Origin of the sequence: Rhodococcus sp. 06-1460-1B (assembly GCF_002258475.1) — a bacterium.
GTDB lineage: Bacteria > Actinomycetota > Actinomycetes > Mycobacteriales > Mycobacteriaceae > Rhodococcoides > Rhodococcoides fascians.
The window spans coordinates 74,480-90,827 of sequence record NZ_NOYS01000046.1; the positions used below are offsets into that span (position 1 = coordinate 74,480).

Annotated in this window: 16 protein-coding genes; 6 read left to right on the forward strand and 10 right to left on the reverse strand. The window is 63.1% G+C overall.

What is annotated here, in order from left to right; translation table 11 throughout:
- Positions 1–56: 56 nt before the first annotated feature.
- From CH268_RS27420 to CH268_RS27430, 3 genes are all read right to left on the reverse strand, one after another.
- Positions 57–941 (reverse strand): tagatose-bisphosphate aldolase, encoded by an 885-nt coding sequence (locus CH268_RS27420; RefSeq protein WP_032383251.1) that lies wholly within the window; start codon positions 939–941, stop codon positions 57–59.
- Positions 942–1,012: 71 nt separating this feature from the next.
- Positions 1,013–2,368, reverse strand: a complete 1,356-nt coding sequence (locus CH268_RS27425; protein ID WP_094666526.1) for an FGGY-family carbohydrate kinase — start codon at positions 2,366–2,368, stop codon at positions 1,013–1,015.
- A gap of 10 nt (positions 2,369–2,378) precedes the next feature.
- Positions 2,379–3,383, reverse strand: a complete 1,005-nt coding sequence (locus CH268_RS27430) for a LacI family DNA-binding transcriptional regulator (protein ID WP_063216736.1) — start codon at positions 3,381–3,383, stop codon at positions 2,379–2,381.
- 74 nt (positions 3,384–3,457) lie between these two features.
- On the opposite strand from CH268_RS27430, the gene CH268_RS27435 reads away from it, so the two are divergent.
- Positions 3,458–4,030, forward strand: a complete 573-nt coding sequence (locus CH268_RS27435) for an AAA family ATPase (protein ID WP_176458079.1) — start codon at positions 3,458–3,460, stop codon at positions 4,028–4,030.
- Here the strand turns inward: CH268_RS27435 and CH268_RS27440 are convergent.
- Both CH268_RS27440 and CH268_RS27445 read right to left on the reverse strand, forming a co-directional pair.
- The gene (locus CH268_RS27440; protein WP_032383247.1) at positions 4,023–5,030 is read right to left on the reverse strand and encodes a LacI family DNA-binding transcriptional regulator; all 1,008 of its coding nucleotides are present in this window, start codon (positions 5,028–5,030) and stop codon (positions 4,023–4,025) included. The two genes, CH268_RS27435 and CH268_RS27440, sit on opposite strands and share 8 nt — an antisense overlap.
- 30 nt (positions 5,031–5,060) lie before the next feature.
- Positions 5,061–5,786, reverse strand: a complete 726-nt coding sequence (locus CH268_RS27445) for an SDR family oxidoreductase (protein ID WP_094666529.1) — start codon at positions 5,784–5,786, stop codon at positions 5,061–5,063.
- Between the two features lie 405 nt (positions 5,787–6,191).
- Between CH268_RS27445 and CH268_RS27450 the strand changes: the two genes are divergently transcribed.
- The 4 genes from CH268_RS27450 (at position 6,192) to CH268_RS27465 (ending at position 10,673) form a co-directional block, all read left to right on the forward strand.
- Positions 6,192–6,971, forward strand: coding sequence for an ATP-binding cassette domain-containing protein (locus CH268_RS27450; protein WP_032364377.1), 780 nt, complete (start codon positions 6,192–6,194; stop codon positions 6,969–6,971).
- Complete coding sequence (locus CH268_RS27455) at positions 6,968–8,065, forward strand: ABC transporter permease (protein ID WP_032364378.1); 1,098 nt, start codon at positions 6,968–6,970, stop codon at positions 8,063–8,065. The genes CH268_RS27450 and CH268_RS27455 overlap by 4 nt, the downstream gene beginning before the upstream one ends.
- Before the next feature lie 54 nt (positions 8,066–8,119).
- Positions 8,120–9,091 carry an ABC transporter substrate-binding protein gene (locus CH268_RS27460; protein ID WP_094666531.1) on the forward strand — a complete coding sequence of 324 codons (972 nt, stop codon included), beginning with the start codon at positions 8,120–8,122 and terminating at the stop codon, positions 9,089–9,091.
- Positions 9,092–9,194: 103 nt separating this feature from the next.
- Complete coding sequence (locus tag CH268_RS27465) at positions 9,195–10,673, forward strand: mannitol dehydrogenase family protein (RefSeq protein WP_094666533.1); 1,479 nt, start codon at positions 9,195–9,197, stop codon at positions 10,671–10,673.
- Here the strand turns inward: CH268_RS27465 and CH268_RS27470 are convergent.
- The 3 genes from CH268_RS27470 to CH268_RS27480 all read right to left on the reverse strand — a co-directional run bounded on the left by CH268_RS27470 (position 10,661) and on the right by CH268_RS27480 (position 13,925).
- The gene (locus CH268_RS27470; RefSeq protein WP_094666535.1) at positions 10,661–11,452 is read right to left on the reverse strand and encodes an acyl-CoA thioesterase; all 792 of its coding nucleotides are present in this window, start codon (positions 11,450–11,452) and stop codon (positions 10,661–10,663) included. The two genes, CH268_RS27465 and CH268_RS27470, sit on opposite strands and share 13 nt — an antisense overlap.
- A gap of 54 nt (positions 11,453–11,506) precedes the next feature.
- Positions 11,507–12,796 (reverse strand): MFS transporter, encoded by a 1,290-nt coding sequence (locus CH268_RS27475; protein WP_094666537.1) that lies wholly within the window; start codon positions 12,794–12,796, stop codon positions 11,507–11,509.
- A gap of 82 nt (positions 12,797–12,878) precedes the next feature.
- Positions 12,879–13,925: an SDR family oxidoreductase gene (locus CH268_RS27480; RefSeq protein WP_094666539.1), complete on the reverse strand. Its 1,047-nt coding sequence runs from the start codon at positions 13,923–13,925 to the stop codon at positions 12,879–12,881.
- A gap of 92 nt (positions 13,926–14,017) precedes the next feature.
- On the opposite strand from CH268_RS27480, the gene CH268_RS27485 reads away from it, so the two are divergent.
- On the forward strand, positions 14,018–14,335 hold the full coding sequence (locus CH268_RS27485; RefSeq protein ID WP_094666541.1) for an ArsR/SmtB family transcription factor: 318 nt from the start codon (positions 14,018–14,020) through the stop codon (positions 14,333–14,335).
- On the opposite strand, the gene CH268_RS27490 is transcribed toward CH268_RS27485, so the two are convergent.
- Positions 14,319–14,630 (reverse strand): hypothetical protein, encoded by a 312-nt coding sequence (locus tag CH268_RS27490; RefSeq protein WP_141215200.1) that lies wholly within the window; start codon positions 14,628–14,630, stop codon positions 14,319–14,321. The genes CH268_RS27485 and CH268_RS27490 overlap by 17 nt on opposite strands.
- 80 nt (positions 14,631–14,710) lie before the next feature.
- On the reverse strand, positions 14,711–16,213 hold the full coding sequence (locus tag CH268_RS27495; protein ID WP_094666544.1) for an SAM-dependent methyltransferase: 1,503 nt from the start codon (positions 16,211–16,213) through the stop codon (positions 14,711–14,713).
- Positions 16,214–16,348: the final 135 nt, after the last annotated feature.

A 16,348-nucleotide genomic window follows, 5' to 3' on the forward strand; every position in this document is an offset into this window, starting at 1 on the left:
CCAGACGGCGTCGACCGAGCCCGTGTTCGCCCACGGGCTCGGTCGAAAAACGCCGATCAGGCGTCGACGGCCGCGTTCAGCTCACGCAGCCGGGGGAGTGCGCGGTTGGTGAGCAGATCCTCGCGGGTCTCGGCAGAGACAGCCATGCTGTCCTTCCACAGTGACCGGCCTGCCATCGCTCCACGTGCACCGTTGGCGACGGCGATGCGGACCTGCTCGATGAACGTCTCGTGATCGACGCCCGCCGACAGCACGGCCCACGGAACACCCTGTGCTGCTTCGGTGACGGCAGCACAGGCCTCGGCGGAACCGGGGTAGGGGAGCTTGAGTACCTTGGCACCGCACTCGACCGAAATGCGCGTGGAGTCGGCAATGATCTTGCCGAAGCCGGCCTTGTAGTCCTCGTCCGACTCACCCTCGAGCTGGTAGGTCAAGATCTCGACGATGAGGAGCAGACCCTCGGCGGAGCATGCCTTGACGAGGTCGCGGATCTCCTCGGCGACACGGGAATCGACGCCCTGCTGCTCGGGGCGCATGTAGAACAGCATCTTGGCGACGTCGCCGCCGAGGTCACGCACGACGCGCGGGGTCACGCCGTCGACGAAACGGGTGTAGCGCAGACCGTCGGTCTCCTCGAAGCCCGACGCATCCATGCCGACCACCAAAGCGGTGCCCCGCGAGAGCACACCGTCGTCGACGATCTTCGGCAGTGCCACCTCCGGGTCCAGCAGGATCGCCGGCGCGTGGTTGCCGAGGTAGCGAACCAGATCGGCCTTGGCCTCGGCGAGCTGCTCGACGGTGATCGAGCCCGGCCCGTCGACGGCGTCCTTCATGACGGCCTTCATGCCGTTGCGCTGATCACCGGCGACGATGAGCATGTTGCCGCCTTCGGTGGAGATAGCAGCCATTCCGCGACGTTCGAGGGTGGTGAGTTCGTTCATCTTCTTCTCCTGGTGGGGTGTTGGGGTCGAGAGCAGCAGAGACAACGTTGTCTCGCTGCAGAAATGTGGGCTCAGATTTCTATGAGCGTCAGTAGTCGGGCCGCGAACAGTGCTGCGCCGTAGGCAGTGTCCTGGGATCTGGTCGAGACCGAGACATCGGGCAGCACCTGAGCCCGGGCATCTCGTACGCTGGCCATGCCGGCCCAGCCGCCGGTGAGCAATGTCGTCCTGGCGGGCGGCACCTCGGCGTCGAGTGCGTCGATGAGGCGAGCCACTTCGTTGTTGCCGTGCAACAGAATCGAACGGAACAGCTCGGCCGAATCGATCCCGTCTGTACGGACCGTGATGGACAGAACGCCGTCGTCGTTGCGGGCACCAGTGATGTCGATACCGCCGTCGGTGAACGGTCCGCCTGCAGGCAGTGCGCACACTCGCTGGTCCAGTAGGTCGCGACCGGCACGATCGCTGATGTCGCACAGCTGCAACGCCCGTCGCATCAGCAAGCCGGTCTTCACTCCCGCGACGAGCACATGTTGCCCCGGAACCACGTGGCGCACCGAGTTGATGAGGTGTTCGGCCAGCCTGCTCCGTGCGTCGGTGGTCAACGGAGTGTCGAGTACCCGCAGCAGCACCTCGGCAGTGCCCATCGACACGTGGTAACGGTCGTGCGGGATCGCTCCGCCGGACACCGCGGACACGAGATGATCGTGACCGGCCACAGTCAGACGAGCGCCGGCGATGGACTCGGGAAGTGTTGGTGCGTCGGCAGTTCCGAGATCGGTTCCGGCGTCGACCAGTGGCGGCATGAAGTCGGTTCCGACACCCAGGTGCGCCAACATCTCCGACCACGGCTCGCCGCTGTCCTGATCGAGTAGTCCGGTGCGCGAACTCAGTGAATAATCGGCCACGGCACGACCACCGAGGGACAGTACGACGAACTCCGGCAGGTTGAACCATCGCAGCCCGGTCAGGCTCAGTCCGTTGTCACGAAGATGCGCAATCTTGACGACGGAGACCTGAACGCCGACGGGAAGTCCGGTCTTGCCGGCGAACTGGTCGCGCAATTCGGCCGGCAGGTTGTCGACCTGCTGCTGACCACGCGGGTCGAACCACGCGAAGGCCGGTGCCCGGACAACGTTGTCTTCATCGAGAAGAAAGCCCGTCTCACCCATTCCGGACACCGCGATGGCGTCGATGCGGGCGGCCGGGTCACCGGTTGCCTCGGGCAGCCGGCGAGCGACCGCATCGAGTAGCTGCCCGATGGTGGACAACAGATCCTCGGCGGCCAGGTCGGTGGTTCCGCCCGGTCCGTGCCGCCACGGTGTGGGACTCTGCTCGATGAGCAGCTCGGTGCCTGCATCGTCGGTGACGAGTACTTTGACGCCGGTGCTCCCGAGGTCCAGTCCCGCAACAAGTCTGGGGTTCACGGAGTAGTTCTCATTTCTCTACGGGTAGGGGGAGTGCATGTGAAAGTCGTTCCACCAGAGTGGTCGGCGCTATCTGCTGCTCGGGTTCGAGATAGGGATCGTCGAACCGCTGCACCAGGCGGTCGAATGCGAGGGTGCCGATGCGATACGGGTCTTGGTCGATACAGGTCACCGACGGGCTGACGGCATCGGCGAGCGAGAAATTGCCGAACGACACCATGGCTACGTCGGTGCGACCGATCTCGTGCAGAACCGACACCACGGCGGTCGCGTGTCGTGCGTTGGCGACGAAGAACGCAGTCGGTGGATTGCGCTGCGCCAGTAACGTCTTCACTACAGGCCGCACCGAATCTGCGGCGTGGGATACCGGAGGGGCGAGCGCGGACTCCGGCTCTTGGCCGAGATCGGCGAGAACGTCGAGATACGCCTGCCTGCGCAACTGCGCAGTCTGCAGGCGATCGTCGAAGCCGAGCAGAGCAATTCGCGTGTGCCCGCTTGCCACCAACTTCTCGACGGCTCGCTTGGCGGCACCGTAATCGTCCACGATGACAGAATCGAAACCGGCGATCGAGCGGTCGATGGTAACGGTGGGCAGTGTGCGACGCCGAGGTACGAGGAAGTCACTGTGGTCGCCGACCGGCGCGAGGATGATGCCCCGCACGTGTTGTCCGGCCAGGAGGGCCAGCTGATCCCGTTCGCGCTGGGCATCGAAGCCGGTGCTGCCGACGATGACGGCGAGCCCGTGTTCGAGTGCGCGATCTTCGACGGCACTGACCAGTGATGCGAAGAAGACGTCGTCGATGGAGTCGACGACGATCCCGATGGTGTTGCCCGACCCCGATTTCAGCGACCTGGCGGCGGAGTTCGGAACGTAGTTCAGTGTCTGCACCGCAGCCTCGACCCGCTCGCGTAGCTCCGGCAGGACCGTATCCACGCCGTTGACGACGCGTGAGACGGTCTTGAAGCTGACGCCCGCCAAGGCGGCGACGTCTTTGATGCTGGCGCGCTCGGTCACGTGAACTCTCGATCGGAGGAAGTGTGTCGCTGTAGCACGTATGCGAGACAACGTTGTCTTGTATGATTCCCGCTATGCCTCATGTCTGTCAAGACGTCCTCGGAATCGAACGGGAATCTCTACCGGTCCTGGTGGTTGCCGGCGCGGCGGGCAGTGGCAAAACGACGCTGGGTAGAGAGCTGGCGCGCCGTCTCGGTACGGCCCTGCTCGACCTGGACACCCTCACCAATCCGCTACTGGACGAACTGGATTCGATGATCGAAGGCCCGCACTGGAACAGTGCCGGACCACATTCGGAGCGGATTCGCGCCGGGCGCTACGCCGTGGTGCGCGCCGCTGCCCGGGATCTCGTACAGCTCGGTCAGCGGCCCGTCCTCGTTGCGCCCTTCACCCGCGAATTGACGGGCGCGCCAGAATGGACGCTGTTGATGAACGAATTGTCCCCTGCTGCAACGAAGGTGATCCACGTCGACGGATCGCCGGAGCTCCTGGCGCGACGCCGGGCCGCTCGTGGCGCGTATCGCGATGCTCATCGGCCGGTGGATCCGCCGGCTCGGACGCCGAGCATCCCGCACTTGCGCGTCGACGCCGAACTGACGACCGCGCAGCAAGCCGATCTCGTCGCCCGAGAACTCGGGCTCAGCTGATGGTGTGAGTGGTTCCAGGAGTACAGGATTCGCGCTCGATCAACTCGACACCCAGGATGTTGCGTCGTTTGTAACGGCGCCCGGGATTTTCGATTCGACCCAACAGTCGTTCGATGGCCAGATGGCCGAGTCGAGCCGGGTTCTGATCGATCACCGTCACCGGTGGCATCACTGCATCGGCGAGGGGAAAGTCGCCGAATCCGACGAACGCCAGATGCAGCAAATTCATCTGCTGTAGAACAGGTACGCAGGCCATTGCCACTCGCGCGTTCGACAGGAACAGTGCAGTAGGGGGACTGTCGAGTGCGGTCAGGTCGGTCAGTGCCACACGGGCGTCCTCGCGGTCCAGCACCCCCAAAGCGACGAGAGCCTCGTCGAACTCGATTCCCCGGGCCTGCAACGACTCTCGATAACCGGCCAAGCGATTGCGGCTGGTCGGGATCCCGGCACTGTCGCCGATCACGGCGATGCGGGTATGGCCCAGATCGAGAAGATGATCGGTGGCCAACACCGCCCCGCCGTGATCGTCGTCGACGAAGCTGTCGGCTTTGAGGCCGTCGGGTGCGCGGTCGACGAACACCGTCGGAGTCTTGTCGATCCAGCGCTCCAGATATGCGTGGTCCGCACCCGTCGGCGCGATGATCAAGCCGCTCAACTGTCTACGCAGCAGCGACTCCACCAGAGCCTGTTCCTGATCTCCGTCGTGACCGAGGCTGGTGACGAGAACTGCCATGTCGTCCTGGCGGGCCCGTTCCTCCACTGCGCGTGCGATGGAGGAGAAGAAGGGGTCGTCGATGTCCGGTACGGCGACACCGATGGCCGCCGTCTGGCCGTTTCGAAAGGAGGTCGCCATCGTGTTCGGCACATAGTTGAGCGACTCGAGTGCTTCGGCAACGCGGGCACGAGTATCGGGATCGACGTGCGGGTCGTTGTTGTACACCCGTGAGACGGTCTTGGCACTGACCTTGGCCAGCGCCGCGACGTCTTGCATGGTGGTCATGATCTACCCCGTCTGCTCGTCCTCGTCCCGTCAGCGACTGGTGTAGCCGCCGTCCACCGGCAACGACACTCCGGTCACCATGGAAGCATCATCGCTCAGCAAGAAGGCAATCGGCGCGGCAATTTCGTCTTCGGTGGCCCAGCGTCCCAGCGGCATCTGCGCCAGGAACGGCTCCTCGATCTCCGGGCGACCCCAGTAGAACGCAGACATCTCTGTCATGACGACCGTCGGGTTCACACCGTTGACGCGGATGCCGTCGCGGCCGAGTTCGAGTGCGGAGACCCGAGTGATGTTGTCCAAGGCCGCTTTCGAGGATCCGTAAGAGATGTGTCCGGTCAGAGCGACGAGGCTCGCCTGGCTCGAGACGTTGACGATCGCTCCGGTGCCCGCGGCGATCATGGCGGGGACGGTGTACTTGATGACCAACAGTGCGCCGCGTGCATTGATGGCGATGACCTTGTCGAAGATCGAGATGTCGGTGTCCTGAGGCGTGGCGATCTCGCCGCCGAATCCGGCGCAGTTGACGACGCCGTACAGCTCGAGGCCCGCGACGGCGTCGCGAACACTGTCCTCGGACGTCAGATCGAACGCCAGGGGCGTTGCCCCGGTCTCGTCGGCCAGCTTGTCCAGCGCGTCCACGGATTGGCCCGCCGCGACGACGTCGGCACCGTCGGCCACCAAACGCCGAACAGTTGCTGAGCCGATGCCTCCGCTGGCACCTGTCACCAAGATCTTGCGGCCGTCGAACTTCGCCATGGGGTCTACCTTCACTGTTCCGAGTGGTCATGTCATCGGTGTCATCCGTCCCGGAGTGGACGCGTATGTCATCGGTGTCATGGACGGTACCGCAGCGCGTCGTTCCCGTCGCGAAAACGGTGTAGATCGTCCATTTGTCCAGTTCAGAGACGGTACTCCGTGGTCGGATATCGGCCTCGTACTGCGGCGGAATGACTGCCGGGCCGGCAGCCCATGTCACCGGTGACATGAATTTTCGCGAAACACGTGACAATGCGAGTTGTGTGGGTCACACTCGTTAACACAGCGAGCCCCGCAGGGAGCTCGACATGCCGCGCAGGCCCAGTTCTCGAACCGTGCTGCACCGGCGTCGGCGGGGGCGTCCTGTCCCACACCCGAACGTTTCCATTCGACCGAGGAGTACCCATGGCCACCGTTGCACCTGCTGCGACACCGATCCTCGAAGCGAGGGGATTGTCGAGGAGCTTCGGAAACGTGCGCGCCCTCGACGACGCAGACTTCGACATCTACCCGGGTGAGGTCGTCGCCCTCATCGGCGACAACGGCGCAGGCAAGTCCACGATGGTCAAGGCTCTTTCGGGCAGCCTGGCCGTCGACACCGGAGAGATCCTGTTCGACGGCACAGCAGTCGATCTCGACAGTCCGACGGTGGCGGCAGAGCTCGGAATCGAGACGGTGTTCCAGGATCTCGCGCTCGCTCCGCATCTCAACGCGCAACAGAACATGTTTCTCGGACGCGAACTGCCGGCCAAGGGGCCGCTCGGCCGTCTCGGTTTCCTCGACGTCTCCACGATGCGCAAGCAATCACAGGATGCGCTCGACGAACTCGGTGCCACCGTCCGCAGCCTCACCGTCCCGGTGGGATCGATGTCCGGCGGCCAGCAACAGGCCATCGCCATCGCGCGTGCCGTCGCCTGGGCCAAGGGCGTCGTCTTTCTCGACGAACCGACCGCCGCCCTCGGTGTGGTGCAGACGCGCAACGTTCTCGACACCATCCGCCGGGTCGCGGACAGGGGAGTGGCCGTGGTGTTCATCAGCCACTCCATGCCCCACGTGATGGAGGTAGCGGACCGGGTCCAGGTGCTGCGGATGGGCAAGCGCGTGGCCACCCTCGACGCCAAGAACACGACCATGGAAGAACTCGTCGGTGCGATGACCGGCGCAACCACCGGAGCAACACGATGAGCAACCAGACCATCTCCCCATCGCTCGAGCCGTTGCCTCCCGGTGACAGGCCGTCACGGCACACGTTCGATCTCGTCGAATCGCTCGGAAAACTGGCGCGAGTCCAGGTCTTTCAGATCGTGCTGGTGCTGGCCGCGATCTGCCTGGTGTTCTCGATCATGGCCCCCGGCAGCTTCCCCGAATGGGGCAACATTCGGCAGATCATCCAGAACGTCTCCATCCTGGCCGTCCTCGGGATCGGCATGACGTTCGTGATCGTCACCAGCGGCATCGACCTCTCGGTCGGCTCGGTGCTCGTCTTCTCCGGCGTCGTGTCGGCGAAGACGATGGCCGCGATCGGCGGCGACGGCTGGGGAGTGGCGGCCGTCGGCATCGTGGTGGCGCTGGGATGCGGCCTGTGCTGGGGCCTGCTGAACGGATTTCTGATCGGTAAGGCGAAAGTGCCTCCGCTGATCGTCACACTCGGCACACTGGGCGGGGCGCTCGGTCTGTCGCAGGTCATCACCGGCGGCGTCGACATCCGCGACGTACCACCGGTTCTCGTCGACACGATCGGCTACGGAAACCTGCCTGCCACCACCATCCCGTTGATCTCGAGCATCGCCTTGGTGCTGGTCGTCATCTTCGGAATCGTTCTGCACCGCACCAAGTTCGGCCTCTACACCTTCGCCGTCGGCTCCAAGGAGCAGTCCGCTCGCCGCGTCGGCATCAAGGTGGACATGCATCTGGTCAAGATCTACGCACTCTCCGGCACCCTCGCCGGATTGGCGGGCATACTGTCGCTGTCCCAGTACGGCACCACCGCGATCGCCGGCCAGTCCCAGACCAACCTCAATGTCATTGCGGCAGTGGTCATCGGTGGAACCAGCCTCTTCGGCGGCATCGGCACCATGTTCGGCACCGTCGTCGGATTGTTCATCCCGGCCGTACTGCAGAACGGCTTCGTCATCGTCGGAGTACAGCCCTTCTGGCAGCAGGTCGCCGTCGGTGCGGTTCTCATCGCCGCGGTGTACTTCGACCAACGTCGACGCGACGCCGCAAGTCGAGGCCAATCGCCCAGCTCCCTCAAGAGACTCTGGTCTCGAAGTCCCTAGCTTCGGACCGGCCCTGAACTCCCTCACTCGCAACCCCTTACAAGAAAGTCGACCATGATCACATCACGCACCGCCGTCGTTGCACTGAGTGTCGCTTCGGTCTCCGCCATGTTCCTGGCGGGTTGTTCGTCCGACTCCGCAAGCGGTGGCGGCAGCGGCAAGATCGCCTTCATCCAGGGCGTCAGCGGCGACGAGTTCTACATCAGCATGCAGTGCGGAATCGAGGCCGCGGCCAAGGACGCAGGCGTCACCGTCGACACCCAGGGGCCGGTGAAGTTCGACCCGACGCTGCAGAAGCCGATCGTGGATTCGGTTGTGGCATCACGGCCGTCGGCCATTCTCATCGCGCCCACCGACGTCGCCGCCATGCAGGCACCCCTCGAGGCAGCCTCCAAGGCCGGTATCAAGGTCGTCCTCGTCGACACCACTCTCGAAGATCCGTCCATCGCGGTCTCCTCCATCTCGTCCGACAACAAGGGCGGTGGCGCAGAGGCATTCAGCGCCATCGAGCGGCTCAGCCCGGCAGGCGGCAAGGTACTGGTGATCTCCACCGATCCAGGAGTCTCCACCGCCGACGCCCGAGTGGAAGGCTTCGAGGAAGCCGTCGGAGCGAACTCGGCCTTCGATTACCTGGGCGTGCAGTACAGCCACAACGATCCGGCCGAAGCAGCCCGTCTGGTCTCGGCCGCACTGGCCAAGGACCCCGACATCGTCGGCATCTTCGCTGCCAACACCTTTGCGGCCGAGGGCACCGCAACCGGAGTTCGGCAGGCGGTCAAGCAGGATCAGGTCAAAATCGTCGGCTTCGATGCGGGCCCGGCGCAGGTCAAGCAGCTTCGTGAGGGAACGGTGCAAGCACTGATCGCTCAGCAGCCCGGCACCATCGGCACCGATGGCGTCGAGCAGGCCATGGCTGCCATCGACGACAAGCCGGTCACCGCCGACATCTCCACCGGCTTCCACGTCATCACCGCCGACAACATCGACGGCGAAGGCGCACAGTACGTCTACAAGTCGTCCTGCTGATTCACCCCTGAACTGCGGTGGTGCTCCTGGTGGCAGAACCTGCCCGGGAGCGCCACCGCTCACCACGTCCGTTTCATCTTCAGCCGACTCGAGGACCGAAGTCATGACCGAGCTTCGTCGCACCACGTTGGAACACCTACCGGCGACCGTCGCGAGGCCCGAGTACGACGCGGACGAACTGCACTGCGGTGTGGTTCATTTCGGTGTCGGTGCGTTTCACCGCGCACATCAGGCGGTCTACTTCGACCGATTGCTCGCGGCCGGGCACCTGGACTGGGCGCTGTGCGGGGTGGGAGTACTGCCCCAGGACAAGAGAATCGGAGAGGTCCTCGACGCCCAGGACTACCTCTACACACTCGTGACCGTCGACCCCGACGGCATACGTGACGCCCGAATCGTCGGCTCTGTCGCCGATTTCGTTTTCGCACCCGACGATCCGCAGGCCGTCATCGATGTGCTCAGTTCACCGTCCACGATGATCGTGTCCCTGACCATCACCGAAGGCGGTTACGGCGTCGACGATCTGACGGGAGCGTTCGAGCCCACCGACCCGTCGGTGCTGGCGGATCTCGAGGATCTCTCCATACCGAAGAGCGTCTTCGGTTTTCTGACCGTGGCTCTCGCCACCCGTCGATTCCATGGAGTCCCGCCGTTCACCGTGATGTCGTGCGACAACATCGTCCACAACGGAGCGGTCACTCGCACCGCGCTGACGTCCTTCGCGCGCCACCACGACAGCGACTTGGCCGACTGGATCGATGCCACGACCGCGTTCCCCAATTCGATGGTCGATCGCATCACGCCGGCAACGACGTCGACCGTCATCGAGGATGCTCGACGTGACTTCGGCATCGACGACCGCTGGCCCGTCCAGTCGGAATCGTTCTCGCAGTGGGTACTCGAAGACACCTTCTCGTTCGGGCGGCCACCGTTCGACGAAGTAGGAGTGCAACTCGTCTCCGATGTCGCACCGTACGAGCACATGAAACTTCGGCTGCTCAATGGATCCCACCAGGCCATGAGCTACCTCGGCATTCTCGCCGGGTACACCCACGTCCACGAGGTGATGGCGGATCCGGACATGCGCGAATTCGTCGCGTCGTACATGCGTGCGGAGGCTGCCCCGACGCTCGCGCCGGTACCGGGGATCGACCTGGATGCCTACATCGAGCAACTGCTGCAACGATTTTCGAGCCTGGCCGTTCGAGACACCCTCGAACGTCAGATCGTCGACGCCTCCGCGCGGATTCCCAAGTTCGTGCTGCCGGTACTGCGAGATCGGTTGGCGCACGATCGGACCGTCGATCATTGCGCGTTGATACTCGCCGGATGGTGTGGGGTGTACGAGCGTGGAGACGTGCCCATGATCGACGTCGATGCGGAGCGTCTGCAGCGACTGTCGTGGGAAGACCACGACAATCCCGGAGCATTCCTGACCAATCGCGCAGTGTTCGGGGACCTCTCGGTTAGCCCGCGACTACGAGGTGCGTACCAGCGAGCCAAGCGTTCGCTGCAGGACAACGGTGCCAGGGGCGCGGTACGACGACTGCTCGAACAGTCGTCGGTGAGTCACACCTTGTAGTAGACCATCTGGTGACTGCTGGCCAGCAAAATCCCGCCCTCGGTCCACAATTCGGCAGTCTGGTCGAAGTAGCCCTGGTGAAATCGGCGTGCCCGCGCGGTGCCGAGGACGTATCCGTCGGAATGCTGCTCGAGATCCTCGGGCGTAGCGAAGTAATGGGTAGTCAACGAGATCGTCCCAGCCGGAACATACTTGCCGAGCCGCTGGAAGATCCGCGGATAGAACACATCGCTGAGCGAGGTCAGGGCCGCGAAGTCCATCGGCCGCGGTGGTGTATCGCGGATCCACAGAGTTTCGATCGAGTCAGTGGACTCCTGATCGCTCAGTGCGCCGTGCACGAAACGCATCTCGTAGTTCTGTGCCCACGCGATGGCGTCGGGAAGACCGCCCTGCTTCGTGTCGGCGGGGGAGGGAACGTCAGGGACCGTCGCCTCGACGTTGTCCCAGGTCTCACGACGCGAACCGAACACCGCGGTCGCGGTCGTCGCCACCGCACCGTTCTGAGTCAGTTCGAGATACCAGTGCTGGTTGCTTCGGTTGGTCCGCACAGGGCGAGCCGAGATATCGAAATCACCCTCGGCGACAGGACCGGCGAAGTTCACCGTCAACGAGACCGGTGTTCCCTGGCAGGCGGGATGGAGCTCGATGGCCCGGACGAACGATGCAGCAGTGATTCCTCCGAACGGGCCGACCATGTTGTTGTACGACGGCGACGTACGTCCGGCGTACGTGCCCTCGCCGACACTCTCGAGTGCGACTGCTGCGTCGAACGGGTGCATTGACTCTCCTACGGCCTCGGGCGGTGTGCCATCCGATCGTAGTGTCGCCGAGAATCAGTCCAGGTCCTGGCCACGCTTCTCCGGCATCCACACCATCGTCAAGAACGAGATCACAGCTGCTGCAGCGAGATAGTAGAAGAACCAGTCGGCGTGGCCTGCGTCGGACAAGGCATTGACCAGTAGCGGAGCGGTGCCACCGAACAACGCAACCGTGAGGTTGTACCAGGCCCCGATACCTACACCTCGAAGCTCTGCCGGGTAGGCTTCGGCCAGAACGGCAGGAATGATGGCCGAGCACATCGCGAACAGCAGCAGGCCGACGCAGAAGACGATCAGCAGTTTGACGAACGACGGCCCGATCAGCTTGGAGAGCGGGATGATCAGAATCGCGAACAGTGCAGCGTAGGTGAGCAATTGCGGCTTGCGGCCGATGCGGTCCGCGAGAGCACCCATGGGGTACTGCAACGCGACGAACATCGCTGTCGCAATCGACAAGGCCACGAACACGTCGTTGGCCTCCGCTCCGCGCTGCTTGACGGCGTAGGGCGTCATCGCGGAGAAGAACGTGTAGTAGGCGAGAGTGGCGAGGAGAACGAATCCCACGACTTGCAGGACGGCACGAGGATGGTGCTTCATGGTCATCCACAACGGGTTTCGCACGGCCTTCGCCTTCACTGCGTTGCGTTCCTGGTTGTCGGCTTCGGCCATGCCGCGTCGCATCCAGAGTCCCACTACTCCGAGCAGCCCGCCGATGACGAACGGTACGCGCCAGCCCCACGAGCTCAGTTGGTCGTCGTCGAGCACGAAGGTCAGATACGCGCCCAGTAGTGAGGCAAGGAGAATGGCCGTGCCGGTGGAGATGTAATAGAAGGACGAGTATCGGCCCCGCCTGTCGTTCGGGGCGATCTCGGCGAGGTAGGCCGACGCGTTGGAGACTTCACCGCCCATCGACATGCCCTGGACGATCCGGGCCAGCAACAGCAGAATCGGAGCGATCCACCCTGCTACGGAAAACGTGGGGAGGACCGCGATCGCGAACGACCCACCCGACATCATCGCGATCGTCAGGATCATTGCCTGACGTCGCCCTCTGAGATCGGAAAAACGTCCGATCAGCAAGCCCCCGAGCGGCCTGAAGAAGAACGCCACCGAGTACGTCGCCAAGGTGCTCAACAGAGCCACAGCCGGGTTGTCACCGGAGAAGATCTGGGTGGCGAAGTAGATCGAGAATGTCGCGTAGACCGTCCAGTCGTACCACTCGACGGCATTGCCGATACTGACTGCGAGTAGTTGCTTCTTGGGCATCACGTGCCGAGTGGACGTCGATTCGGACTTCACTGACATGGCGATCTCCTTGTCGGGGGCGTGCGTCGAAAAGCCTATGCCTCCACAGCTCCCGGGTGCGGAACCACCGAGCCCGATTCGCTCAGGGAATGATTCGTTGCCGCCGGAGATCTGTGACGATGCCGGCGAACATCGCCTCGGTGTCCACGAAACGATGAAAACCCATACGGCGGGCCTTGGAGCCGTCGGATATGACGTCGTAGTCCCAGGAGAACACGAAGTCACCGAACGCCCAGGACGACACATCGCGGTAGGGAGTGGGCTTCAGCTCGTGTTCGGCAACGATCGAATTCCACAGTGGCTCTTTGTCGGCCATGACGTCGGCCAGTGACATGGGCAGTGGGGTTGCAGTGTCCAAGCCAAAGATGTCCGCGATGCGCGGCCACATGTCGTTCCAGCGGAACAGGTCTCCGTTGGTGATGTTGAACGCCTGATTCGCGCACGCGGGAGTGGTTGCGGCCCAGACGGTCGCTTCGGCGAGCAACGATGCGTCGGTCATTTCCAGCAGAGATCCGAAAGCACCAGGTTTGCCCGGGAATCGCATGGGTACGCCCAGCTTCTTGCACATGGTGGCGTAGACAGCGATGACGGTGGCCAGATTCATCGGATTGCCCAGCGCTACACCGCACACCACCGATGGCCGGATCGCCGACCAGGACCACCTCTTTCCGACCTGATGGCTTTCGAGGAACTGCTGTTGGTCGACGTTGAACTCGGGCGGCATGTGTGGTGGATCGGATTCGCGCGCAGGAGTTTTGAACGGTCCGAGATGCGCACCGTAGACCTTGTAGCCCTGCATCAGGCTGATGTGCTCCAGATTCGGAGAACTGTCCTCGATCACGGTGACCACGTTGACGAGCATCGCCAGATTGGGAGGCACCAGATCGGCCCAGGTGGGGCGTTCCTGGTACGCGGCGTAGAAGATGTGCGTGACGTCTGTCAGGTGCGAGAGTCGGCATCGAGTCTCGTCGCCGTCGAGCAGGTCCACCGCAATGTGCTGGACGCGTTCGCTGTCGATACCGCCGCGGCGGGACAGGCCGATGATGTTCCAAGCCCCGGTCCGCTGCAGGTGTTCGACCAGATTTCCGCCGATCACGCCGTTGGCCCCCACGACTACTGCTGTCTTCATCGGCTTCTCCTTATCTAAATATCGCGATATTGCGATGTCCGAGTAAGTAGACCACAGATCGCGATATTGCGATATTGGAGTACGCTTCGAGGGTGGCAGACGAACTGAACGCTGCGGAGCTTGCGGCAGTGTTCGGTGCTCTCAGCAACCCGGCGCGATTGGCGATCATGCAATGGCTCAAGGACCCGAGCGACTTTCCGCCGCAGCTCGAACCGGCCGAACAGGTAGGGGTGTGCCTCAAGCATATTCAATCCAGAGCGGGCGTCTCGCAGTCGACTGCCTCGCAGTACATGGCGGTGCTACAACGCGCCCACCTGGTGACGAGCACCAAAATCGGGCCCTGGGTGCACTACAAACGCAACGCCGACTACCTCGACCGATTGACCGAAACGATCAAGACCGATCTGTGACGTCTCCACTGCGTCGGCGCGACTTCTGTATGAGGCCTGACAGCAGGTTGATGATGCCGGACAGTGCGATGATGCCTCCGGGGTAGAGGACGAGCCCGGGAGAAAAGATGACGGGTTCCGAGGCGTCCCTGACCATGTAGGCGACACCGATACCTGTCAGGACGAATCCGAGGATGGTGAGCAGTGCGATGATGCGCCGACTCTGACGGGCCAGCCATGTCGAAATGAGGGCTGCGAAACCGGCAAATACGCAGAGGAAGATAGACACGAAGATCAACGCGCTCCACTTCGCCACGGTAGCCACCACGAACATGCCACCGCCGATGAAAAAGAGGACCAGCTCTGGAACGGGTTGTCGTTGAGGAGGATCGACAGTCACAGCTTTTTGCCTCTCGCGAGATCCACCGCGTGAGTGAGCGATGCTGCCTCGAACACTAGACCGTGCGCAGCTGCCGCCGCTGCGGAACGCTCACTCAGTACGACGGGGTCGGTCCCCCGGGCGATCACCGCGAGATCGATGCGTTGCAAGAGCTTCTTCGTCACGGGCCGCTTGCTGTCCCAGAATGCCAGGGCCGCAATGAGATCGGTTGCTTCGGGCCCGGTCAGTAACGCGTGGGCGACGGAGCAGGCTGCGGGGTCCTCGAAAGGGAGCAGATAGGTGGCATCGTCGAACACCGCTGGTTTGCCGTCGTAGGGACCGACCATCCTGAATTGTGGGATCTTGTGGAACCCGGAAATCGCAATTTTGTACGGCGCGAACGTGTACGGGCCTACACCGAAGATGCAGAACCGGGCTCTGTTGCGATAGATCGACGACTTCCGCCCGTCGAGCGCCGCGGCGTTGGCGTTGAGGTATGCCCACAACTTCGGTGCGGTGTGCGCCAACTGCTCGGTGTCGTCACCGGTATGCGACTGCGGCACGATCATCCACCTGGACACCGAGTCCAGCTTGTCGCGGTAGACATCGGTGCACTTGAAGAGTGGGAACAGGTAGTCGGCTTCGATGTCCACGCCGGTTCCCAGTTTGGTTCGCGGGCCGCCATTCTCGGCCAACTCCATCACCGCGGTGGCGTCGTGCTTGATGCCTTGCCGCCACACCAGAGGGCTTGTGCCGTCGAAGTGCTTGCTGCGCTGATATGCATCGACGTTCGCGACCAGTTGGCCGTCGACGACTCCGATTCTGTTGTCCGGTTGTGACGCATCGATGCGCGGATATGTCTGCGCGGTGTAGTCGGCCTTGCCCGGCCCGAGTTCCACGGTGAACCAGCAGGCATCGACCCCCGCGTCGAACCACTTCTTCGCATCGATCATTCGTAGACTCGAACCGGTCACCGGAAGCTGCTGCTGCGCGCTGTGCAGCAGAACATTGCGCGCGACCTGGGTCTTGCAGATCATCGCAATGGTCACCGGTCTATCGCTGAACTCGGTGAGAAGTTTGATCCAGATGTATTCTGCGATATCGAAATTCGAGCTGCCGGTGATCGCGTCGATGCCGCGAGCGTTCTTCGTGTTCGTGCGTGCGGGTCGATTGGCGGCATCGAGCACCGACAGTTGCGAGTTGGTGACCCACGGTGGGTTGCCGATCACGAGGGTCGCGCCGGCCCCCGAACTCCACTCGATATCTCGGGCCAGATCGAAGTCGAAGATCGACGCTCTGATGATCCTGCCGAATTGTGCTGCTGACGAGGCATACTCGGGCTGCACCTCGATCCCGACGCGCTCTGTTTCAGGATGAGTCCGGGCTATCACCGACAGGAAGTTCCCGACACCGCAGGTGGGTTCGAGGACGCGGGTCCAGTCGCGACGAGGCAGGGCGTTGACCAAGGCGCGCGCCAACTCGATCGGAGTCTGGAAGTCTCCGAACTCGTTGTTGGGCATCGGTGCCTCCGGCAGTGGTGCGGTTAGGTTCCTTCTGGGGGCTGTTGCATTTTGATGGTGGGGTGTCTCGAGTGTCGAGGCACCCCATTGTCGGTGGTGCGGGACAATGTGTTGGTGGCGAAGGGTTATCGACCG

What these genes read in the sequence shown, in the direction of transcription:
- CH268_RS27495 (WP_094666544.1), bottom strand. Translation starts at nt 16,213, where the DNA reads ATGCCCAACAACGAGTTCGGAGACTTCCAGACTCCGATCGAGTTGGCG.
- CH268_RS27440 (WP_032383247.1), bottom strand. Translation starts at nt 5,030, where the DNA reads ATGACCACCATGCAAGACGTCGCGGCGCTGGCCAAGGTCAGTGCCAAG.
- CH268_RS27435 (WP_176458079.1), top strand. Translation starts at nt 3,458, where the DNA reads ATGCCTCATGTCTGTCAAGACGTCCTCGGAATCGAACGGGAATCTCTA.
- CH268_RS27450 (WP_032364377.1), top strand. Translation starts at nt 6,192, where the DNA reads ATGGCCACCGTTGCACCTGCTGCGACACCGATCCTCGAAGCGAGGGGA.
- CH268_RS27470 (WP_094666535.1), bottom strand. Translation starts at nt 11,452, where the DNA reads ATGCACCCGTTCGACGCAGCAGTCGCACTCGAGAGTGTCGGCGAGGGC.
- CH268_RS27460 (WP_094666531.1), top strand. Translation starts at nt 8,120, where the DNA reads ATGATCACATCACGCACCGCCGTCGTTGCACTGAGTGTCGCTTCGGTC.
- CH268_RS27480 (WP_094666539.1), bottom strand. Translation starts at nt 13,925, where the DNA reads ATGAAGACAGCAGTAGTCGTGGGGGCCAACGGCGTGATCGGCGGAAAT.
- CH268_RS27465 (WP_094666533.1), top strand. Translation starts at nt 9,195, where the DNA reads ATGACCGAGCTTCGTCGCACCACGTTGGAACACCTACCGGCGACCGTC.
- CH268_RS27420 (WP_032383251.1), bottom strand. Translation starts at nt 941, where the DNA reads ATGAACGAACTCACCACCCTCGAACGTCGCGGAATGGCTGCTATCTCC.
- CH268_RS27455 (WP_032364378.1), top strand. Translation starts at nt 6,968, where the DNA reads ATGAGCAACCAGACCATCTCCCCATCGCTCGAGCCGTTGCCTCCCGGT.
- CH268_RS27475 (WP_094666537.1), bottom strand. Translation starts at nt 12,796, where the DNA reads ATGTCAGTGAAGTCCGAATCGACGTCCACTCGGCACGTGATGCCCAAG.
- CH268_RS27445 (WP_094666529.1), bottom strand. Translation starts at nt 5,786, where the DNA reads ATGGCGAAGTTCGACGGCCGCAAGATCTTGGTGACAGGTGCCAGCGGA.